Origin of the sequence: Bradyrhizobium sp. 153, from assembly GCF_023073835.1 — a bacterium.
Lineage (GTDB): Bacteria > Pseudomonadota > Alphaproteobacteria > Rhizobiales > Xanthobacteraceae > Bradyrhizobium.
Genome location: NZ_JADPKH010000017.1, coordinates 96,836 through 117,899, shown reverse-complemented (window position 1 = coordinate 117,899; position 21,064 = coordinate 96,836). Strand labels below are relative to the sequence as shown.

22 protein-coding genes, 1 tRNA gene and 1 pseudogene are annotated in these 21,064 nt (G+C 63.3%); 10 read left to right on the top strand and 14 right to left on the bottom strand.

Annotated elements, in window-relative coordinates:
• Window positions 1-130 precede the first annotated feature (130 nt).
• Window positions 131-1,387 carry an O-antigen ligase family protein gene (locus tag IVA91_RS04475; protein WP_247458370.1) on the top strand — a complete coding sequence of 419 codons (1,257 nt, stop codon included), beginning with the start codon at window positions 131-133 and terminating at the stop codon, window positions 1,385-1,387.
• Here IVA91_RS04475 and IVA91_RS04470 read toward each other — a convergent pair.
• Window positions 1,356-1,831, bottom strand: a pseudogene (locus tag IVA91_RS04470) (MarR family transcriptional regulator). The gene IVA91_RS04475 and the pseudogene IVA91_RS04470 overlap by 32 nt on opposite strands.
• Window positions 1,832-1,978: 147 nt before the next feature.
• Between IVA91_RS04470 and IVA91_RS04465 the strand changes: the two are divergent.
• Complete coding sequence (locus IVA91_RS04465; protein ID WP_247458368.1) at window positions 1,979-3,175, top strand: FAD-dependent monooxygenase; 1,197 nt, start codon at window positions 1,979-1,981, stop codon at window positions 3,173-3,175.
• Between the two features lie 179 nt (window positions 3,176-3,354).
• Here IVA91_RS04465 and IVA91_RS04460 read toward each other — a convergent pair whose 3' ends face one another.
• The 3 genes from IVA91_RS04460 to IVA91_RS04450 are packed head-to-tail and all read right to left on the bottom strand — an operon-like array spanning window position 3,355 to window position 6,148.
• Complete coding sequence (locus IVA91_RS04460) at window positions 3,355-4,533, bottom strand: saccharopine dehydrogenase NADP-binding domain-containing protein (RefSeq protein WP_247458367.1); 1,179 nt, start codon at window positions 4,531-4,533, stop codon at window positions 3,355-3,357.
• A gap of 9 nt (window positions 4,534-4,542) precedes the next feature.
• Window positions 4,543-5,325, bottom strand: coding sequence for a DUF169 domain-containing protein (locus tag IVA91_RS04455; protein WP_247458366.1), 783 nt, complete (start codon window positions 5,323-5,325; stop codon window positions 4,543-4,545).
• Window positions 5,326-5,380: 55 nt separating this feature from the next.
• Complete coding sequence (locus IVA91_RS04450) at window positions 5,381-6,148, bottom strand: YdcF family protein (RefSeq protein WP_247277187.1); 768 nt, start codon at window positions 6,146-6,148, stop codon at window positions 5,381-5,383.
• Between the two features lie 168 nt (window positions 6,149-6,316).
• On the opposite strand from IVA91_RS04450, the gene IVA91_RS04445 reads away from it, so the two are divergent.
• The 3 genes from IVA91_RS04445 (at window position 6,317) to IVA91_RS04435 (ending at window position 8,233) form a co-directional block, all read left to right on the top strand.
• Window positions 6,317-7,258 carry an acetamidase/formamidase family protein gene (locus tag IVA91_RS04445; protein ID WP_247458364.1) on the top strand — a complete coding sequence of 314 codons (942 nt, stop codon included), beginning with the start codon at window positions 6,317-6,319 and terminating at the stop codon, window positions 7,256-7,258.
• Window positions 7,259-7,458: 200 nt separating this feature from the next.
• Window positions 7,459-7,656: a hypothetical protein gene (locus tag IVA91_RS04440; protein ID WP_247458362.1), complete on the top strand. Its 198-nt coding sequence runs from the start codon at window positions 7,459-7,461 to the stop codon at window positions 7,654-7,656.
• Between the two features lie 73 nt (window positions 7,657-7,729).
• On the top strand, window positions 7,730-8,233 hold the full coding sequence (locus IVA91_RS04435) for a GcrA family cell cycle regulator (protein ID WP_247277086.1): 504 nt from the start codon (window positions 7,730-7,732) through the stop codon (window positions 8,231-8,233).
• A 265-nt stretch (window positions 8,234-8,498) separates the two neighbouring features.
• Here IVA91_RS04435 and IVA91_RS04430 read toward each other — a convergent pair whose 3' ends face one another.
• Entirely contained in the window at window positions 8,499-10,055 is a 1,557-nt protein-coding gene (locus IVA91_RS04430; protein ID WP_247458360.1) for a porin, read from the bottom strand.
• Between the two features lie 175 nt (window positions 10,056-10,230).
• Between IVA91_RS04430 and IVA91_RS04425 the strand changes: the two genes are divergently transcribed.
• Window positions 10,231-10,437, top strand: coding sequence for a hypothetical protein (locus IVA91_RS04425; RefSeq protein ID WP_247458358.1), 207 nt, complete (start codon window positions 10,231-10,233; stop codon window positions 10,435-10,437).
• Between the two features lie 26 nt (window positions 10,438-10,463).
• Entirely contained in the window at window positions 10,464-10,970 is a 507-nt protein-coding gene (locus tag IVA91_RS04420; RefSeq protein ID WP_247458356.1) for a MarR family transcriptional regulator, read from the top strand.
• A gap of 13 nt (window positions 10,971-10,983) precedes the next feature.
• Here IVA91_RS04420 and IVA91_RS04415 read toward each other — a convergent pair whose 3' ends face one another.
• Window positions 10,984-12,096: an alpha/beta hydrolase gene (locus tag IVA91_RS04415; protein WP_247458355.1), complete on the bottom strand. Its 1,113-nt coding sequence runs from the start codon at window positions 12,094-12,096 to the stop codon at window positions 10,984-10,986.
• Between the two features lie 252 nt (window positions 12,097-12,348).
• On the bottom strand, window positions 12,349-13,320 hold the full coding sequence (locus IVA91_RS04410; protein WP_247458351.1) for an SDR family NAD(P)-dependent oxidoreductase: 972 nt from the start codon (window positions 13,318-13,320) through the stop codon (window positions 12,349-12,351).
• Window positions 13,321-13,847: 527 nt separating this feature from the next.
• Here IVA91_RS04410 and IVA91_RS04405 point away from each other — a divergent pair.
• The 3 genes from IVA91_RS04405 to IVA91_RS04395 all read left to right on the top strand — a co-directional run bounded on the left by IVA91_RS04405 (window position 13,848) and on the right by IVA91_RS04395 (window position 15,956).
• Window positions 13,848-14,087 carry a hypothetical protein gene (locus IVA91_RS04405; RefSeq protein WP_247458349.1) on the top strand — a complete coding sequence of 80 codons (240 nt, stop codon included), beginning with the start codon at window positions 13,848-13,850 and terminating at the stop codon, window positions 14,085-14,087.
• A gap of 760 nt (window positions 14,088-14,847) precedes the next feature.
• On the top strand, window positions 14,848-15,051 hold the full coding sequence (locus tag IVA91_RS04400) for a hypothetical protein (RefSeq protein ID WP_247277080.1): 204 nt from the start codon (window positions 14,848-14,850) through the stop codon (window positions 15,049-15,051).
• Between the two features lie 374 nt (window positions 15,052-15,425).
• Complete coding sequence (locus IVA91_RS04395) at window positions 15,426-15,956, top strand: septal ring lytic transglycosylase RlpA family protein (RefSeq protein ID WP_247458347.1); 531 nt, start codon at window positions 15,426-15,428, stop codon at window positions 15,954-15,956.
• A gap of 361 nt (window positions 15,957-16,317) precedes the next feature.
• Here IVA91_RS04395 and IVA91_RS04390 read toward each other — a convergent pair.
• From IVA91_RS04390 to IVA91_RS04360, 7 genes are all read right to left on the bottom strand, one after another.
• Window positions 16,318-16,395 (bottom strand) — tRNA-Pro (locus IVA91_RS04390).
• 104 nt (window positions 16,396-16,499) lie between these two features.
• Complete coding sequence (locus tag IVA91_RS04385; RefSeq protein ID WP_247277078.1) at window positions 16,500-17,078, bottom strand: MerR family transcriptional regulator; 579 nt, start codon at window positions 17,076-17,078, stop codon at window positions 16,500-16,502.
• Between the two features lie 24 nt (window positions 17,079-17,102).
• Window positions 17,103-17,444: an integration host factor subunit alpha gene (locus tag IVA91_RS04380; protein WP_018456841.1), complete on the bottom strand. Its 342-nt coding sequence runs from the start codon at window positions 17,442-17,444 to the stop codon at window positions 17,103-17,105.
• Between the two features lie 131 nt (window positions 17,445-17,575).
• On the bottom strand, window positions 17,576-18,556 hold the full coding sequence (locus IVA91_RS04375) for a beta-ketoacyl-ACP synthase III (protein ID WP_247277077.1): 981 nt from the start codon (window positions 18,554-18,556) through the stop codon (window positions 17,576-17,578).
• Window positions 18,553-19,614, bottom strand: coding sequence for a phosphate acyltransferase PlsX (plsX, locus tag IVA91_RS04370; RefSeq protein ID WP_247277076.1), 1,062 nt, complete (start codon window positions 19,612-19,614; stop codon window positions 18,553-18,555). Before plsX ends, IVA91_RS04375 begins: the two co-directional genes overlap by 4 nt.
• 295 nt (window positions 19,615-19,909) lie before the next feature.
• Entirely contained in the window at window positions 19,910-20,479 is a 570-nt protein-coding gene (locus IVA91_RS04365; RefSeq protein ID WP_247277075.1) for a DUF177 domain-containing protein, read from the bottom strand.
• Window positions 20,476-21,027 carry a ubiquinol-cytochrome C chaperone family protein gene (locus IVA91_RS04360; protein WP_247277074.1) on the bottom strand — a complete coding sequence of 184 codons (552 nt, stop codon included), beginning with the start codon at window positions 21,025-21,027 and terminating at the stop codon, window positions 20,476-20,478. The genes IVA91_RS04365 and IVA91_RS04360 overlap by 4 nt, the downstream gene beginning before the upstream one ends.
• Between the last annotated feature and the right edge of the window lie 37 nt (window positions 21,028-21,064).

The following is a 21,064-nucleotide window of genomic DNA, read 5'->3' as shown; positions in this document are numbered from 1 at the left end:
GGGGCATCCAGTACTCCGCAGCGCCAACCGTTGTCCGCAATAGGCGCCGCGGAGTACTGGATCGCCCGGTCAAGCCGGGCGATGACAGCGGTATTGTGGCGTACCAGTAGCGTAAGCGTATGAGCGTGCGATGGCGTATGCGGCGACAGCCGGTGAAGTGAACGTAGCCGTACGGGCTGCACCCGGCGTGCTGGCCCTCCAGCGCGCGCTGGTATGGCTGGTCGGCGCGTCGGGCGCGATCGTGTTCATCGAGCCGAGTCCCTACGAGATCGCGACGCTGCTCGCGACTGTCACCTTCTTTGCCACCGGTCTGCGGCTGAAGCTCGCGCTGATGCCGCTGGTGCTGATATTGGTCCTGCTCAATGTCGGCTACACCATCAGCGCGATCCCGCTGCTCGATCAGTCCGAGGTGGCGAGCTGGATCGCGACCTCCTGGTATATGGCGGTGACCGTGGTGTTCTTCGCGATGGTCACCTCGGAGGATACGGCGGCCCGGCTCGACATGCTTCGCCGCGGGCTCGTGGTCGGCGCCATGGTGGCCTCGTTATTGGCGGTCGCCGGTTACTTCCACCTGATCCCCGGCGGAGACGATCTCCTCACGCTCTACGGACGCGCGCGCGGCACGTTCAAGGATCCGAACGTGCTCGGCGCCTTCCTCATCCTGCCGGCGCTGTTCTCGCTCCAGAGCGTGGTTTCGGACAAGCTCGGCAAGGCGTTCCGCAATGTCATCGGCTTCGGCCTCATGTCGCTGGCGATCCTGCTCGCCTTCTCCCGCGCCGCCTGGGGCGGCTTGGTGTTGACCTCCGCCTTCATGCTGGCGCTGATGGTGTTGACCAGCCGCACCAACGCGCAGCGCTCCCGCATCATCGTCATGGCGATCGTCGCCGCGGTGCTGGGACTGGCCTTGATCGCGGTGCTGCTGTCATTCGACTCGATTGCCGAGATGTTCAAGCAGCGCGCGAGCTTCGACCAGAGCTATGACGAGGGCCGCTTCGGCCGGTTCGGCCGCCACATCCTCGGCGCCGAGATGGCGCTCGACCTGCCGTTCGGCATCGGCCCCCTGCAATTCCACCGCTTCTTCCCCGAGGACACCCACAACTCCTATCTCAACGCCTTCATGTCCGGCGGCTGGCTCTCCGGGGTGTGCTATCCCGCGCTGGTCTTCACCACCGTCATCATGGGCTTCCGCCACATCTTCGTCCGCGTGCCCTGGCAGCGCGCCTATCTCGCGGTGTTCTCTGCCTTCATCGGCACTGTCGGCGAAAGTTTTGTGATCGACACCGACCACTGGCGGCACTTCTGGATGATGCTGGGCGCGATGTGGGGCATGATCGCGGCCGCACAGGTCTACAAGATCAAGGCTGACGACGAAGCTTCTTCAGCTTGAGAGCGGGACGCTTCTCCGGCGGGTCTCGAGCAGGCCCTTGAGCGCCTCCGTGGCTGCGAGCACGGCCTTGTAGCCCTCATTGGCGAAGCGCAGCAGCAGACGCAGTTCCTCGTCTGAATAGCCGCCGAACACCTTCTCCATCGCCTGCTGCATCGGTACGTAGAACTGACCGATCTTCATCGCCGCGTCCGGCACGACCGCGATGAAAACCTTCCGACGATCGGTCTCGTCGCGTTCACGGCGCACCAGGCCAGCCTTTTCGAGCCGGTCGACCACGCCGGTGATGGCGCCGGTCGTGAGCCCCGTGACCTCGGCGAGCCGGCCCGCAGTGACACGGCCTTCGAGATACAGGATGTCCATGCATTCAAGGTCGGAATTGGCAATTCCGGCAACGTTCGCAACGGTCTGGCCGTAGAGCACGCCCTGCGCGGACGACCTGCGCATCGCCTCCTCGAGCTCCTGCAACAGCGCATCGCGCGCCTTCGTCCTTGACAAGATTCGCCTCGTCGCTTAGTCGGTATATATCTTAGCCACTAAGAGATTTAGCAGCCGTGATTTCTCCTAGCACCACGGAAACGTCGGGAGCAAGCCATGTCCTATCGTCCCCGCAAGGCCCTGATCATCGGCGCCGGCATCGCCGGGCCCGTCGCCGCGGTCCTGCTTCGCCGGGCCGGCATCGAGTCGGCGATCTATGAGGCCTGGCCCTATTCGAAGGGCATTGGCGGCGGCCTTCAGATCGCACCGAACGGCATGCATGTCATGGACGAGATCGGCCTTGCGAAAGAGTTGATCAGCCGCGGCTCGGTCGCGGAGGCCTTCGACTTCTATTCGCAGGACGGCGAGCGGCTCGGCTCGATCAACCGCGACATGGAGCGGCGCTTCGGCCAGCCGGCCGTCAACATCTCCCGCGCCACGCTGAACGAAATCCTGATCGACAAGGCCTGGTGTGCCTGCGTCTCACTCTACTTCGAGAAGCGCCTGATCAAGATCGAGGACCGCGGCGACCAGCCGATCATCGCCTACTTCGCCGACGGCACCACGGCCGAGGGCGACTTCCTGATCGGCGCCGACGGCGTTCACTCGGTGGCGCGCTGCCAGGTGGTGCCGGACGGGCCGCAGCCGTTCAACACCGGACTGATCGGCTTCGGCGGCTTCGTGCCGCACGCGGTGCTCGACGGCAGGTCGATCGGCCGCCACGTCGAGACCACGTTCGGACAGAGTGGCTTCTTCGGCTACGGCTATTGCAGCCCCGATCCGGACGACGGCGTGATGTGGTGGAGCACACAGCCGGCGCACGGCATGGACGCGGTGATGTTTCGCGCGCTCGACCACGCGACGCTGAAGCAGCATCTGCGCGGCTTCCATCGCGGCTGGCACGATCCGATTTCCGACATCATCGAAGCGGCCGAGAACATCGTCGTCACCGACACGCTCGACGTCGCGACCTTGCCGACCTGGTCGCGCAAGCGCTCGCTGCTAATCGGCGATGCGGCGCATGCGACCAGCCCCCATGCCGGCCAAGGCGCTTCGCTGGCGCTGGAGGATGCGATGCGGCTCGCGCGGCTGATGCAGGAGGGGCAGGAGCTCAGCGCCACGTTCCAGACCTTCGAGGCCTCGCGCCGCCCGCGCACCGAAAAGATCGTCGCCATGGCGCGCCGCAATGGCAACAGCAAGCGCGAGTTTAGCGCCACCGGTGCGTGGGTTCGCAATCAGATGCTGAAGTGGCTCCTGCCACTCGGCGCCAAGGGCATGGATTTCATGTACGCCTATGACGCGCGGGCGGTGTGATTTGGCGGGCCCTCAGGATGACGACCGGGTACGCGGCACTCATTTCAACGAGCACTGATGCTGCTTAGCCTCATCCTGAGGAGACCGCGAAGCGGGCGTCTCGAAGGACGAGGCGCGCGCTCAGGGCGCGCAAAGCGCCATATGCGATTGCCCCGCAGCTTGCGACGAGAGGCGAGGAGCTACGTCTCCACCTCGAACGTCAGCCCCGCATTGTCACGCAACCGCTTGATCAGCTTGTGCTGCATCGCTGCACCCGGTGTCCAGAAGCCGGCCGGAACGTCAGCCGCATCGCGCAGCAGGCAGATCGCGCATTCGGAGATCATCTTCGAGGTCGAGCCGTAGCCGGGATCGCGGTCACCGGTGACGCCGGCGCGCACCTGGCGGCCGTCGGGCGCGATCGCAACATACAGCAGATTGAAGAGACCCTTCTCGCGCTCCTCCTTCGAGGGCCCCTCGCCCGGCTTCGGCGCGTTCGGCCCGGTCTTCTCGGCATTGGCCGCCATCACGCGCTTCGCGTTGGCCTCACCCTTCTCGCCGGGACCGGTCAGAACCATCTCGTCGTAGACGAACTCCTTCCCGTAGGGAAAGCCCATCAGCATGTTGGAACGATGGACGTTGCGCGTGTTGATCAGTGCCATCATGAACGGTGCGGCCCAGGATTGCAGATCCTCCTCGTAGACCGCCCTGTTGCCCTTCGGCTGCTTCGGGCCGGTGAAGCCCGGCGTCAGTGCAAAATGGTCGTTGAGAATGGCGACAAGGCTGAGGTCCTTGGCAACCGCATCGAAGGTCGCTTTTGCACTCGCCGCGGTGCCGCCTGACAGCGTACCACGCATGTCGCGCACGCGGCCCTTGACGCGCGGCGCCGGCGCGCCGAACACGCGCTTGGCCTCTTCCTGCACGAAGAAAGTGCCAAGCTCGAACGGCACGGAATCATAGCCGCAGGAAAACACGATGCGCGCGCCGCTTGCCTTGGCCGCGGCCTCGTATTTGTCGATCATCTTCCGCATCCAGACCGGCTCGCCGCAGAGATCGAAATAATCCACGCCCGCAGCGACGCAGGCCGCGAGCAGTTCCTCGCCGTAGAACTGATACGGTCCGACCGTCGTGATCACCGATCTGGTCTGCGCCACCATCGCCTTCAGCGAAGCCGCATCCGACGCGTCGGCCACGATCAATGGCGTCTCGGCGTGTGCGCCGATCGCTTCGCGCACCGATCTCAGCTTGTCGAGGCTGCGGCCGGCCAGCGCCCATGTCAGCGCCTTGCCGTCCTTGTAATGCGCCGACAGATATTCGGCGACGAGTTGGCCGGTGAAACCGGTCGCGCCGTAGACGACGATGTCGAATTTCGCAGAGCTCATAATCGGCCTTTACTTTTTCGCGTAGCTCACGCCCATGCCGGCACGGACGTCGCTTTGAATGCCATAGGGCGGAATCGGATAGCGCAGGCCATTCTTAGCCAGCGCCTTCATGCCCTCGATTGCCTTGGCGAGGTGCGAGGGCTTCAAGGCCATCAGCATCTCCTCGTCCGGCACGCCGCCATAGCGCCGTTCAGCATAGCATGGCAAGGACAGGCTGGGCTCGCCGGTCTTGAGCGCCCGCCCCCAGGAATCCGCGCAGGCGGTCTCCCCGACCACGCCCCATTCGAACTTCCTGTAGCCGGTATATTGCAGCCCGTTGATCAGGATGATCATCTGCCCGGGCGTCGCGTAAACGAGGCAAATGTCGGGCGGATCGAGCCTGCCGCTCGCGAGCGGGCTGACGGCGAGCGCCTGATATTGCCCGAACGGCACCACATCGAGCGCTTCCTGGCGCTTGCGTGCATCTTCCGCCGTGCCGTGCCACACCCCGACGTAACTGTCGCCCGCGAGCCATTTATCATCCTGCGGCGCAAGACCGATCACGGCGCGGCATTGCGCACCCACGAGATCGTCGGCCGTGATGCCGACGGTCCATCCCAGACGCGCGGCCATGCTGACGATCTGGTCGGTGGTGTGGATCGCGTTCGGCCGCCGGATTTTTGGCATCGCCTCCATGTCCGCCGCGCGCGCGAACAGTTTCATGCCGATCACCGTCGTCTTCAGCCGGAGCAGGCTGTTGAGATCGGCGACGAGTGCAGCAAGGTCGATCCTATCCGCGCTCTGCTGTTGCATGGCGTCCTCCGGTCCGGCGATCGCGCGCCGCCTGTTGTTGTTTGCGGCTCTCGTTCTAGTCCTTGGTGGGCCCCGGAAGCAACTCGCCGGTCCTGCCCATCAGGCGGTAGGCCACGAGGCCGATCCACTCGCGCACGGCGACGTCGGTTCGGCCAAGCCCGTCCGCACCCATATTGGTGAAGGAAAAGAGATCGTCACGCCCGCCCATTCGCCAGTCCACCGGGTAGGCTTCGACGTCAAATCCGGCCTTGCGAAAGATCCCCATCGAGCGCGGCATGTGAAAGGCCGACGTCACCAGAAGCCAGCGCTCGCCCGGCTTCGGCGACACCAATTGCTTCGTGAAGATGGCATTCTCCCAGGTGTTGCGGGAGTCCCGCTCGAGGATCAGGCGTTGCTTCGCTATGCCGACATTCTCCAGGACTGGCGCGGAGTAATCAGCTTCCCTCGCGACGGTCGAGACCAGGTTCGACGTGCCTCCGGTGAAGACGATACGCGCATTGGGATAGCGGCGGGCGAGCTCGGCCGGCGCAAACAGACGATCGGCCGCGTGCGCGACCACCGGCGTGCGATGAGCCGCCGACAGATCGGTGTCGACGGAGCCGCCGAGCACGATGATGCCGTCGGGCGCACCGCGCGACGGATCCCAGGGCGCAAAGCGCGACTCCAGCGGATAGAGCAAGAGATTGCCGAGCGGCGAGAACGCTGCGAGCGCCAGCAGAACCAGCGTGACTGCGGCAAGCTTGCGGCCGAACGCGGCAAAGCGCGTCGCCATCAGCACGACAGACACGATCCCAAGCTCGACCAGGAGGTTGATCGGCAGCAGCGCGACGCCGAGGGTCTTGGAGAGAGCGAAAAACAGGAGAGCCTCGCTGGAATGATCGTGCCCGTCATGCGCGGGCTTGACCGGCCCGGCCTTCTTCAGAAATCTTCTTGAAAGAGGATCGATCGCCGGGTCAAGCCCGCGGCCGATGAAACCAACCGGACCCGGCAAATGACCCATCATCACCTGCATTCCAGCCCCGAAACCTGCCATTGGGGCTTCTTCGAAGCCGCGCTCAGGCCTGTCCTCACCATCGCCAGCGGCGACGAGGTGACGATCGACACCATCAGCGGCGGTCCGGACATGCTGCCCGACCGCAATCAGTTTCACATTCCGCCGGAGATGTTGGAGGTTCACGCCAGGAACGAGCGCATGCTGCCCGGCCACATCCTCACCGGTCCGATCGCGGTCGAAGGCGCCGAGCCCAGCGATGTGCTCGCGGTCGAGATCCTCGACGTCGAGCTCCGGCAGGATTGGGGCTGGAACATGATCAAGCCGCTGTCCGGCACCCTGCCCGACGATTTCCACGCGACGCGTATCCTGAACATCCCGCTCGACCGAACGCGGATGACCGGCCGCATGCCATGGGGTCTGGACCTGCCGCTCAAACCGTTCTTCGGCGTGATGGGCGTGTCGCCGCCGCCGGCCTGGGGCCGCATCTCCTCGCTGGTCCCCCGCGCGATGGGCGGCAATCTCGACAACAAGGAGCTCGGCGCGGGCGCAACACTTTATTTGCCGGTGTTCGTGCCGGGCGCGCTGTTCTCCTGCGGCGACGGGCACGGCGTGCAAGGCGACGGCGAGGTCTGCGTCACCGCGATCGAGACTGCACTCCGGGGCCGCTTCCGCCTGACATTGCGCAAGGATCTCAAGTTCGACTATCCCCGCGCCGAGACGGCGACGCACTACATGACCATGGCGATGGACCCCGACCTCGACCAGTGCGTGGTGCGCGCGCTGCGCGACATGATCGCGCTGCTCGGCGAGACGCGAAACTTGTCGCGTGAGGACGCCTACACGCTGTGCAGCCTGGCCGCCGATCTGCGGGTGACGCAGACCGTTAACGGCGCCAAGGGTATCCATTGCATGATCGAAAAGGCGATCGTGCACGGCTGAGCCGGCGCGCCTCTCCTGATGTGGTGACGCCACGCCGCCGCCCGGCTTTCGGGCGACGTGCCGCGCCATGCCCGAACTTCTCCAGCGATTCCAACGGGCTGACATACCGGTCTGGCCCGGATTTGACTTGCACCCCCGAACCTAAATAGAGTCTTAATCGTTACTTTTATGTACCCGAGTAAGAGGCTAGCGTTCGGGCCATGCCCACCGAAAAAGCCGAGACTGACCGCATTCCCGTAACCTTGGCGCTCTCGACCATCACCTATCTGGAGAAACTGGTGAGACAGGGCACCCACGGCACGAGCGTTCCCGGCGTTGCGCGGACATTGATCGAGGAAGGCATCCGTCTCGCCATCAAGGACGGGCTTTTGTCGATCCGCGACAATGGCAGGACGTGAGCGCGCGCCGGACGTGAGGCGGACCGATCTCGAGAGGCGGATGGCCGACATCTGCAACCTGGGACCGTTACACATGCCTGCTCTTTCCCCGACTCCTTCTCAGACCGCTTCACCAACTTGGACCGACGAACGCATTGAACTCTTGAAGCGGCACTTCGACGCCGGCCTCTCCTGCCGAGAGATCGCCGCCGACATCGGCGTCAGCCGCAACGCCGTGATCGGCAAGCTGTCCCGATTGAATCTGACGCGGGGCCGGACGGTCGATGACCGCAAGGTTCACGACAGGGGCTTTGCGCCGGCGCGCGCGTCGAGGGCCGTCCCGCGGCTGCAATACGAGATGCTCGCCACGATCTACGGCGAGACCGGCATGCCCGTGGTTGCAGAGCCGATCGACGACGGCAACCGCTGCTCGCTGCTGGAGCTGTCTGAGAATCGCTGCCGCTGGCCGATCTCGACGCCGGGCGAAGACGATTTCTGCTTCTGCGGCAATGCTGCGCCGGAGGGCCAATCCTACTGCGGCGGCCACAGCCGCCTCGCCTACCGGCCGAACTCACGCACCCGCGCTATCCGCGGCTGAAACAGGCACTCCCACAACGAAAAACCTCCGGTGGGGCATCACCGGAGGTTTCTGGAGGCTTAGCGTGAAGCCAAGAGCCGCAACTTTCGTAATCGGCTGAGAGCTATATAGCTTAGTAACTCAGGTAAGTAAATAAATCTGAGGCGATTGAATCGCATAGCACGTCTTCATCGACTGCGTGGGAGGCTGCCGATTCCGAACCGCCTCCTTGTAAAAAAGCCCCGGCGGTTTCCCGCCGGGGCTGCTTCATCTTCGAAGACCGAGCTTACCAGTTGCGCTGTGCGCGCAGCAGCAGGCTGTAGGTGTCCTGGTCCTTCAGCTCGTAGGTGGCCGCCGGCTTGGCGACAGTCGTCAGTGCTCCGGTCGTGATCGCGCCCGAGTACTTCTGGTCGAGATGGCTGTAGGTGAAGTCAGCCGAGAACGTCAGGTTCTTCACCGGCGTCCAGCGCGTGATGACGCCGACCTGGCCAATGTTGAAGTCCGGGTTGCAGGTACCGGTCAGGGTGGCGAACGCCGCGCTGCCGCAGATCAGGCCCTTGGCGGTGCCGTTGTAGTTGACCGCAGCCCACGCACCATAGAGTGCCGTGTTCCAGTACGGGCTCCAGTTGTGGGTGTAGGCACCCCGGAAGCCGTAGGTCTTGGTCAGCTCGAGGTTGCCGCCCGGGCCGAACACCGCGTCAGACACGCCGGCGAAGCCGATGCTCTGATAAGCGGCGTTCGAGCTGCCGAACATCGAGTAGCTGGTCGCTGCCAGCGACTGGAAGTTGTAGCGGCTCGCGCCCTCGGTGTAGACGCCGGACAGATTGATCACGTCGCCGGCGCCGGTCGGAATGTTCTTGATCGACAGAGCGAGTTGGACGGCCCAGCCCCACTTGTCTTCCGGATGACCGGTGACTTCAGTGGCGCCGTAATAGCCGACGTGGTTGTCGTGTGCGGCGACCGACGCCTGGAACATACCCCAGGCCTGGTCGACGCGGACCATACCGACGAGGTCGGGAGATCGGGTGCCGCCGATGTCGTTCGAGCCGTAGGCGCCGCCGAGGACGCCGGTGGTGCTCATGCCCGCCGTGTTCCAGAGGTTGGTCGTGAAGAACTGAGTCTGGTCCTGCGCCGAGATCGTCGCCGTCACGCCCTGGCCGAAATCGGCCGTGTAGGTGAACTGGGCGACGCCGTTGGTCGAGCCGCTGCCGCCGACCAACTGGTCGAAGTTGTTGCCGGGATAGTTGACCCAGGGCGCGTCGAACTGCGATACCGCCTTACCCATCGTGAAGCCGGCGAACTGGATGAAGGCATAGTAGACGCCGAGCGCGCCGCCCGAGATGCCGCCGTCGGTGCCGTTGACGTTGCCGCTGGAGGAGCCGACGAGGCCCGTGCCCGCAGCGTTGAGGCCGAGGGTGCCGCTGTACTGGGTGGCGCCCGTGCCCGAACCGGTGCCGACGTAATTGCCGGTCGTCCAGGTGAAGACCGCGTCGAAATAGGTGCGGACCACGCCGTACTCGGTCGCGGTGCGCGTGTCGATGTTGAGATCTTCACGAGCGCGCATCGAGTAGTAGTTCGTCAAGCGGTTGTTCGCCGCGAAGACGCCGTTGTACTGGGCGCTGTAGTTGCCGCCCGCGTTGAGGGCGACTTCAGCACGCAGATAACCGCCCAGCTTGATGCAGGTGTCGGTCCCCGGGATGTAGTAGAAACCCGCACCATAGAGCGTGCAGATCTTGACGTATTCGACCGCCTTGGCCTTGACCGGAAGATCGGCCGCCTGGGCTCCACCGACGGCGATCAGACCCGCCGCAGTGGCGAGCAAAAGGCTCTTCACCAGTTTCATTTAAAACCTCCAAGTTGCTCATTTTACGGAGACCGGACCGTATGGCCCCCCAGATCTCCGTCTCTCAAATCCGCTCGGCCGCTTTGCGCTTTCGGACACACCCGCTTCGAGCGAGGGACGTGAGCGAACCACCTGCAACGGGACGATCGAGAACCCCCCACCGTCATGGATCAATATGCCTGCGTCGTTCGGTAATCAAAATAGTTTATTAGATCAGCTTTTTGGTTTTGCTGAACCTGTGCCCGGCGCGCAACACCGACTGCTCAAGGAGCAATCAACTGAGCTGATCATCTTTGTAGTTTTAGTGACGAAATTACCCTGCTCTGCACTTGCGTCAGGACAGGCTTGCGTGGACTATGGCCTGCTACGAACACTGGCCTGAAGAATCAGTTCACCGGGAGTGACGCTGTGTCCGCAACGAGGAAAGAGGGTTCACGCCTGCGCTCCGTCGGCAATCTGGATATCATCAGGCGCTTCACCTGGGAGATCTCTTCGATCAACATGTATCTGGAGGAGCTGCGTCAGTTCTGGGCGAGGACGCTCGGCATCAGCGGCCCGCAATGGCTGATCCTGATGGCCATCTCCGACCTCGATAAGGACGACGGCATTCCGGTCAACGTCGTCTCCAAGCTTCTCCACGTCGATCCGTCGTTCGTCACCACCCAGTCCAAGCTGCTCGAGAAAAACGGCCTGTTGCGCCGTCGGCCCTCGCCGACCGACGCCAGGGTGGTCCGGCTGTCCCTGACCGAGAAGACACAGAAGCACCTGGCGAGCCTCAACGAGCAGTACAAGACCATCAAGGAATTCGTCTTCCAGGAGTTCGACGAGCAAGAGCTCACCGAATTCACCGCCAAGCTCGCAATGCTGAAGTCCCGCCTCGAGAAGGCCTGCGTCCGCCTCACACTCGATTTCTGACGCGCGCTTTAGATCATATCTGGCCGGCTGCGCCGAGCCGCGATTCGAGCCAGTCGAAGATGTATTCGTTGGCAAGGCTCGGATTGTCCGCATGGGCCTGCGCCGCGCCGGTCTCGGCCGCAGTGAACACCTTCAACATGACATCCGAGCTGCCAATACGGGAGCTCTGGACGATCTGACGCGCCCGGTCGGCCTTGAGCCAGCCATCCTCGCCGAGCGTGATCAACACCGGGCAGTCGATGCTGGAAGCCATCAGCGGCGCATGCGGCACCGGCACGATGCTGACGTCGCTCAGTGCGAATCGGCTGGCGAAGAAGGCCCGCTCGTGCAGGTCCCACAGGCCGCCGTCGCAGACGGCGGCGGCAAGCCGCGGCTCCTGCAACACCGCGCGCGCCACGAAGGAAGAGCCCCAGCCATCCGCGACGATTGCAACGCGCGCGAAATCGACGTCACTGCGCGTCTCCAGATAGTCCATGACGCACGGTATCGCGCTCTCGAGATCCCGGCGCCGCAACAGCACATCAATATAATCGTCGCGCTGATCGCCGAACAGGTCCAGCGCCAGCACCGAGAATCCACGCTCGCACGCATGTGGCACGAGCTTGAAGAGAAATTCCTCCTTGCGGTGGCCGGGTTCGCCGATGCAGATCACGGTCGGAGCCCGCCCGCTTCCCGTCGGCGCAGGTAGGAAGTAGCCCTGCAGCGCATGTCCGTCGAGCCAAGGGACGGTCACGACTTCGCCGGCCGGGCTGCGCGCCGAAAGGTAGCTGCGTGCGCATTCCTGCATTGCGAGCACAGCGACCCAGCGGCGCTCGTCGTCCTGCTCGAGCGGCATCGCCGCCGCGCCATAGTAGTTCATGGCGCGCAGCCAGTTGCGCCGTGCGCTCGCCATGTGGCCTTCTGCGGAGGCAGCCTCGGCGCGCTGCCGATTGGCTTGCGCCAGCTTCTTCCACTCGCGGTGCCAGGAGCGGCCGTCGCCCCGCTTCAGCTGCCGCGCGATCATCAGGCATTCGGCGATGGTGGCGCCGCCCTCCTGCGCGGCGGTGAGCAGCCGCGTGAATTCAGCGGAGATGTCCTCTCGCTCCGGGCAAAGGGTCCAGTCGTCGGAGAGGCATGCGGGCATCATCGGGAGCTACGCTCTATCGTCGCGTTACGCCTGATTGACTAAACTATTTCAGGTCCCCAACCAAGCAGCCGCGACCAAAATGAAAGCCGTTCGAGATCACCATCGCTTGAACATTGTCGTGTCGCATGCGTGACATACCGATCGGTCATGATGCGGACGTCACATTGGCAAGAGGTGGCACACAAAATTGCCTGAGCACCTCTTGCCATGACGATCATCATACCCACATTGGCACCCCGCTCACAGGCGGTCTCAACCGAGCCGCCAGCCGACCTCCTGCGTAAAACTTTCGAAGAAGGCGCGGTCGTAGGCCTGCTCCGGCGCGGCGCGCACGCGCTCGTCCAGGCGCTTGGCGTCCTCGCCGACGAGAATGCGCCATCGCTCCGCCTTGACCCCGTCGAGAATGGTCTTCGCGGCCTCGGCCGCCGTAGTCGGCGCATCCTCCAGGAAGCTGCGGGCGCGCTCGGCAAACGCCGCCTGGATGTCCTCCTCAGTCATTTTGTCGGCATCTGGCACGCCGGCCGCGATCATGCGCTTGCGGGTCAGCGCGACCTCGTCGGCATTGAGCCGGTCCGAGCCGTCACTGCTCTGCACCTTGCGCGAATTGGAGACGATTGAGGTGCCGATGTGACCGGGCATCACCACCGAGCATTTGACGTGCGGCGCGTGCAGGCGGAGGTCGTTGATCAGCGCTTCGGTAAATCCTTTCACCGCGAACTTCGCCGAGCTGTAGGCGGTGTGCGCCTGGTTCATGCCGATCGAGGCCCAGAAGCCGTTGACGCTCGCGGTGTTGACGATGTGCGCCTCGTCCGCGGCGACCAGCATCGGCAGGAAGGTGCGCACGCCGAGATAGACGCCGCCCCAGCAGATGTTGAACGTGCGCTCCCACTGCTCGCGCGTGTTGGTGAACAGGCTGCCGCCGCCGCCGATGCCGGCATTGTTGAACAACAAATGGATCCTGTCCGTCTTCTGCTGCTCGGCGAGCTCGTCGCGAAAACGCTTCAGATGGTCCTCGATCGCGACATCGGCGACATGCGTCGTGACCCGCAGGCCTTGCGGCAGCTTCTCGGCCTCGCAGAGCCGCTTGGTCTCGGCCATCGCGGCTTCCGAGACGTCGCACATCGCGACGTTGCAGCCCTCGGCCACGAGCTGCCGTGCGAGCTCGCGCCCCATTCCCGTGCCGCCGCCGGTGATGACTGCGATCTTTCCTGCAAAATCCTTCATGGGACTTCGGTCCCTCCCCTTGTCGGTATGTTTCTTCAGAGCTGCCCGCGCTGCGAGGCGCCGCGTAAAATGTAGCAGCGTCGCTCCGCAGGTAAAAGCGCATCGGCGCGGATCCTTCGACGCCGGTGATTTCGGGCCGCGGACTATTTACATGAGGGCATCAGCAACCTCGTCGAGGTCACCGCGGTCGAGATGAGGAGCCGGTGTGCGGCAGCAGCTTGAGCGAGCACCAATGCCGTTAGCCTCATCCTGAGCAGACCGCGTGAAGCGGTCTCAAGGACGAGGCGTCCGCGCAAGACTGCTCAAAAAGCCGTATGCGATAGCCCACAATCCGCCCGTCGCTGAGGCTGGCCCCGTATTTGTCCGGCTTCGTGTTAGGGGGAATTTTTTTACAATCCGAATCGTCAAATCGATTCCGTACGCTGGGGCAAGTCCGGCCCAGCCCAGCGTATTTCTTGCGTGTCACAGGCTCTGGCACTCCGCTTGCATCCTCTTCGTGGTCAGAAATAACCGATGAGGTGACAGGAATGTTCGTGACCGTCGTTGCCGTGCTCTGCCGGCTAAGCGCAGCCAGCTCAGGCAGTTGCGTCGAGGAAATCGTGACCGACAGCAACATGACGCCCGAGATGTCGATGATGCAATGCGCGATCGGCGCACAAGCCCCGCTCGCGAAATGGATGGGCGAGCATCCGATCTATCGCGCCAACTGGCGCCTCGAGCGCTACAAATGCGTGCCTGGTCACTACGAGATCAAGGGCCACGCCTAGGCCCGTAGAACTACGACGTCGAGGAAACGCCCCGGAGGCGCACACCGCACGAACTGTTAGCGCCGAGCTCCTACGAAGAATTCAAACGAGTTTGCTACGTGGGAAAGTCAGCGAGATGCTGACCGTGACTGGCAAAAGTGACCGCTGCGGTCAGCAACAACCAATCGCAGCAGGCCGACGGCTGAGTCCTCGCACGCGCTCTGGCTACGAACGTAATCGATCCGGCTCAAGATACGCTCGCCAGTGTAATAGGCCTGGAGTAGGCTGCCGAAGCCACGTTTGTCGTGGCGATATTTTGGATCGGAGAAATCAATGTCAATAGTAAGAGCTGTTGCCCTGTTTACGATCCTTGCCTTCGGATGTGTTGTAGTCGCCGCGGGTTTCATGACATCGCCAGTATCCGCGGGCAAAATGGATGGCAAGCCGGGAGGGGGACGTAACTCGGCACACTATGACAATCCGAGCAGCGGCGGCGCAGCAAAGCCGCCGACTTCGACGAAGAAGTCACGTGCGCAATGAGAGTTGAGAGGGTCGCCGATTGACCCGAGCCTTGACGAGGATGGCCGCAGCGAAACATCGCTGCGGCCCGCGCGCCAAATGTGCCGGAGCATTTCGCAAGGAGCTAAATGGTAGTTCCATGCATGAGGCAATCGAAGCCACCGTATCGACCCGAACCTGCACCGCGTCCTCGCCGAGCAGATCCCACGCACCGGCCAGCTGAGGGACCTCGAAGCCTTCAACCGCGATTGTCCACGTTCTCGTGCGCGCCTATCTCGAAAGCCACCGCAAGGAGATGCGCAAGATCGCTCCGGGCCTTGCGACGTTCATCTGCGTCAGCGCGATCGAAGCGGTCGCACACAACACAGTGCTGAACCAGGCCGAGATGCTGCCAGAGAAAATGGTGAGGACGCTGGCGGACGAGACGACGCGGATGGTGGTGGGGTATTTGCGAGCAACCGCTTAGCAGTCGATATTGCGAGCGCTCATTGCGAGAGCATCGACAAGCCCCGAAGGTTGGGTCTCTACCTTGTCTGACTGGGCGTTGTGGCAGCTAACACAAATTGCGAAGCCCGAGCAGTTTGGAGATCGAAGGACTGTACTATCGAAGTAGAAGCCAAGTAGCGGCTGCTGCACGCGGCAATTTCGTGTCTTTGGGTTGCAGATCTACGGCGTGATGCGCCGCAGCGAAACAAGTGCTTGCTGCGCTGCCCTTAGTACTCTCGGAACTAGGCATCGAACCAGCGGTATGCATTCACCTTTGTCTGCACGAGAATGCGGGTGCAGGAACACAGGCCGATGAGTTTGCATTGTCCATCAGTTTTATGCGTGAGGCCGACCATGCAAGTTCTTTGTAGAATGATCGCGATTGCGACAATCCCAGCTTGGATGACGATCTGCTCGACTCCTGCTGTCGCGCAAAGCTTCGATGATAGGTGGTCCATCATTCCAAAAGCTCACGCGGAGCCAGCTCCTGAAGGGCTCGACCAGACAAAGAAGGACGAAACGCAATCGCAACCTTCGACCCCGCAGCAAGCGCAACCTCCGATTCCGGAAGAGCCCTCGAAAGATAGTTTAGGAGCCCAATCTTCTCATCGAGTCATTTCCGGCAAAGCCTCCTACTATTCTTATCCCAAAGGCAAGACAGCAAGCGGTTCATCGTTTGATCGTAATCGGCTAACAGCGGCGCACCGCCACCTGCCCTTCGGCACCAAGTTGCGCGTCACTCACGGCAGCCGAAGCGTCATCGTGACAGTCAATGACCGCGGTCCGTTCGTCCGCAGTCGCGTCCTCGACCTTTCGCTGGCTGCTGCGCGCAGCTTGGGGATTACGGATCGTGGCGTGGCTCAGATTCGTGCAGAGGTGTTGTGAACATACAACCGGCGTCAAAGCGAAATTGCCTGCAATCAAAAGAACTCCGACGCTACTGCGCCATTATTCTCGTCAGTATACCATTTACTCTGCGGGCCGACGGCAGCGCCGAATGGTGCAAATGCGATCACCCCCGATCCTCTACTTAAGTGCCTCAGCAGCCTCTTCTCCACCGCTGTCAAACCGCTTCGGAAAACCGTTATTCTCCAATGAGATCGCTACTGTGCATGGGGTTGTTTTCGGCGTTATTGTTTCCCGACCACCGAAGGGGCCACCCATTACTTGTCGCCACGCATCCGTGACGGCCGGGAGCAGGCTCCACGCCGACGGTCAATCCGCCCGACAGATGAGTTGAGAAAAATGGTCGGAGCGAGAGGATTTGAACCTCCGACCCCTAGTCTCCCAGACTAGTGCGCTAACCGGGCTGCGCCACGCTCCGAATGCCGTTCCATTAGCTAGGATCGCCGCTTTGTGCAAGGCGCCCGCACCAAATTGGTGTCGGCTCAAATTCCCGGAACTGCCCGCAAAGCCGGCCGAGCGGCCCTACCCGTCCTTCAGCGCCTGATCCAGCATCTCACGGCAGGCAACGAGGTCGGCGAGCGCCCGCCCTAGCCGCTCCCGGTCCAGCGCGCTGGGGCCGGCCGGCGCGGCGGCAGTGCCGCCCTTGCGGAAGGTGGTGAGGATGTCCTCGTCGTCGATCTCGGCGAAGCGGAAGTCGATGCCCTCCTCTTCGTCGCCCTGGTAATCGTCATCGTCGCTGTCGGTGACGCCCTTGATCGGCGCCTCGTCGTCGGGCTCCATCAAGCTCGCGCCGATGGCGTCCTCGATGGCCCCGAACGAGACCGCGGCGGCGCTGTCGGCGAGGCCCTGCACCGATTTGACGCCGTGCTCTTTCAGGATCCGCTGCACCCCGCGGATGGTGTAGCCCTCCCCGTAGAGCAGGCGGCGGATGCCCTTGAGCAGGTCGACGTCGTCGGGGCGGTAGTAGCGGCGGCCGCCGCTGCGCTTCATCGGCTTGATCTGGGAGAACCGCGTCTCCCAGAACCGCAGCACGTGCTGCGGAATGTCGAGTTCCTGCGCTACTTCGCTGATGGTTCGGAACGCATCCGGCGCCTTGTCCAAATGCCAATCCTTTCCGAAAGGCGGTTACGCCTCGGGTTGAGCCTTGCTGGCGTCGCCGTTGGTGCGGTGCTGGGCGTTGATCCGCTGCTTCAGGATCGCCGACGGCTTGAACACCATCACGCGGCGCGGCGAGATCGGCACCTCGGTGCCGGTCTTCGGATTACGGCCGATACGCTGACCCTTCTTGCGCACCATGAAGGAGCCGAACGAGGACAATTTCACCGTCTCGCCCTTCTCAAGGCAGTCGGTGATCTCCTTGAGCACGAGTTCCACGAAGGCGGACGATTCCGTGCGCGACAGGCCCACCTTCTGGTAGACGGCTTCGCACAGATCGACACGCGTTACGGTTTTGCTTTGATCGGTCATCGCCCTGCCCCACATCACGGCGAACAATTGTTGTCTGAAATTAGGAGCTTACGATACAACGGTCAACAGCGCTCATCAATGCAGACGCATCGATAATCGCGCTGATTCCGGCAAAATTTTATCGACTGTTGCTACCAGCGCACGAGCGCGGAGCCCCAGGTGAAGCCGCCGCCCATGGCCTCCAGGAGAACCAGGTCGCCCTTCTTGATGCGGCCGTCCCTGCGTGCCACCGACAGCGCCAAGGGAATCGAAGCCGCCGAGGTGTTGCCGTGGCGGTCCACTGTCAGCACCACCTTCTCCGGCGCGATGTGCAGCTTGTGGGCGGAAGCGTCGATGATTCGCTTGTTGGCCTGGTGCGGCACGAACCAGTCGATGCTGTCGGCGTTGAGCCCGGTCGCCTGGAAGGCATCGACGATCACGTCCGTGATCATGCCGACCGCATGCTTGAAGACCTCACGGCCCTCCATGCGCAGATGGCCGACGGTCTGTGTCGAGGACGGCCCGCCGTCGACGAACAGCTTTGCCTTGTGGCGGCCGTCGGAGCGCAGATGCGTGGTCACGATGCCGCGGTCGGTCGCCGCATTGCCCGGCTGCTCCTGCGCCTCCAGCACGACAGCGCCGGCGCCGTCGCCGAACAGCACGCAGGTGCCGCGGTCGTTCCAGTCGAGGATGCGCGAGAAGGTCTCGGCGCCGATCACCAGCGCGCGCTTATAGGCGCCGGTGCGCAGGAAATTGTCGGCGGTGGCGAGCGCGAACACGAAGCCGGAGCAGACCGCCTGGAGGTCGAACGCCGCGCCATGGTTGATGCCGAGCCCGTGCTGCACGGCGACCGCGGTTGCGGGGAACGTATTGTCCGGCGTCGAGGTCGCCAGCACGATCAGCTCGATCGATTGCGCGTCCACGCCTGCATCGCTCAGCGCAGCCTGCGCCGCCCGCAGCGCCAAGTGCGAGGTGAACTCGCCCTCAGCCGCGATGTGCCGTTCACGGATGCCGGTGCGCTGTACGATCCACTCGTCGGAGGTGTCGATGCGCGCCGCCAATTGGGCGTTGGTCACCACCTGCTCCGGCAGATAAGAGCCGCAGCCGAGCACGACCGAACGAATTTTCGTCACGAAACAGCCTCCTGCGCGGCCTGCACGGAACTGAGTGCACCACCCTCGCGGTTGAGCATCTGATTGATCTTGTTCAGGAGATCGTAGTGAGCCATCTCATAGCCAACATCGATCGCATAGGCAAAGCCTTCGGCGCTGATTCCGCCATGGCTCTTGACCACTAGTCCCTTCAGACCCAGGAACACGCCGCCATTCGACTTGTTTGGGTCCATCTTGTCGCGCAGGGCCTGAAAAGCGCTGCGCGCAAACAGATAGCCGAGCTTGGACAGCCAGCTCCGCTGCATCTCGTTACGGAGTAATTCCGCCATCTGCCGTGCGGTTCCCTCGGCGGCCTTGAGCGCGATGTTGCCGCTAAAACCTTCGGTCACGATGACGTCGGCCAGCCCCTTGCCGATGCCGTCGCCCTCCACGAAGCCGATATAGTCGAGCTCCGGCAGGTTCCTCGCACGCAGGATCTCGCTGGCCTCGCGGATCTCCTCGTGGCCCTTGATCTCCTCGGCGCCGATGTTGAGCAGCCCGACCGTGGGCCGCGTCTTGTCGAACAGCACGCTCGCCATGGCCGCGCCCATGAGCGCGAGCGACACCAAATGGTGGGCGTCGCCGCCGATGGTCGCACCGAGGTCAAGCACGACGGACTGGCCACGCTTGGTCGGCCATATTCCGGTGATCGCCGGGCGGTCGATGCCCGGCAGCATGCGTAGGTGGAAACGCGCCATCGCCATCAGCGCGCCGGTGTTGCCGGCGGAGATCGCAACATCCGCCTCGCCCTTTTTCACGGCATCGATCGCGAGCCACATCGAGGAGGTTTTGCGGCCGCGCCGCAACGCCTGGCTCGGCTTGTCCTCCATGCTGACCGCGACGTCGGTATGGATGATCTTCGAGGCGGCCTTGAGCGCGGGGTGCTTTTCGAGCTCGGGCTCGATCTTGGCGCTGTCCCCGACCAGCAGGAATTCGCTATCGCGGTGCCTGCCAAGCGAGATGGCAGCGCCGGGAATGACCACGGCGGGGCCGACATCGCCTCCCATGGCGTCCAGCGCGATGCGAATCTTGCTTAGCATGAAAGTCCTGGAACCTGGTCTCGTGCGGTCTTGAGCTAGTGGGGCCGCAAATGGGTTCGCCACGGACATGGCGATTGGCCGAGCGCCACGCCGCACCCGGACGGGCCGCGACAATAGCGTTTTGTACCCCCGAAACAACCTCTTGCCCCCAGCCTTTTGCATTCAGGACGATCCGCGAGCGGACCGACAAATCAGGCCGGAAACGCATTGAAATCAAACGGATGAAACCGTTCTTCAAACCATCGCAGCAAACGGCTTGTGCCCGGTCCGAAGCGGTCCCGCCGCAAATGCCGAGCTATTTGCCCTTTTTCTTGTCCTGCAGGGCCTTCAGGGCTGCGAAGGGATGGTCCTCGGGATCGAGGGCGGTGACGTCCGCCTCGAACACGGCCCCCTCCTTGCGCGGGTAGGGATCGATCGCCAGAAACAGCGCGTCAGTGGCGAGACGGCCGAGGTCGATGATGCCATTGACGATCGCCTCCGGCGGGTCGGCGACCGCAGGCAGCGCCTCGTCGTCCCGCCCCTCTTCGATCAGGTCGGCCAGCCGGCGCGCCTCGGCTTCGGGGGCGAACATCATGTCCACCTCCTCCTCGATCTCGCTCTCGATTGGATCGAGCGTGACGACGCAGGTCTGGCCGATCCGGCCGCGGACCAGCCCCGTGACCTGGATCCGCCCGCCGCTTTTCGGCACGACATCGAAGCTGGCATGGGCGGACAGGATCTCCCGCAGGCCTGCGAGCTCGGCCATGGCCTGCCGTTCGGCCGCCGAGGCCTCGAGTACGCGATGCAGGCCGGTGTCGGGGACCTGCGCCACGATGACGGGCGCCCGCCAGGGATCGGGCTCGGATCCGGTCGTCGGTCGGCTCATGGCGTGACATCCTCTGGGAGGGCCGGGGGAAACTTGAAGGACGCGCGCAAGAGCGCGGCCTCGTCGGTCCGGCCGAGATCGGCTTCCGTGTCCCGAGCATAAGCCGCGAGCCTCTTCGCCTGATCCATGCCGGTCCCGTTCAAGATATTCTTGCAGATCGACGATGCCAGCGCCTCGCCGCCGCCCTCCATGGCCTGATCATAGGCCTGGACGCGGCCATAGAAGGCCTCGCCAAAAGCCCGCATCCGCTTCGGTACGGTCTGGTCCCCCACCCCCATCTCGCGCAGATTGTCGTCCATGTCCTCGCAGAACCGATCGAACAGCGCCTGCGACAGCTCGGTGGCGCCCTGGACCGTCCGCAGGCGGCGCAGCAGCAGCCAAAGATGCAGCAGCAACAGGTCGAAACGCCCGTTAACCGTATCCGGCACGCCCAAGTCACGGTAAAATATGGGTTCTCGCGCCTGCGTCACGATCATGCCATAGATGGCCTCGATGGTGCCCCGCGGGGCTAGCCGGGGTTTCCTGAAGTGATTGAACGGCCAAAGCATTGTGGTTTCCGCAAGCGGGCGCGCGCGTGTTGCATTC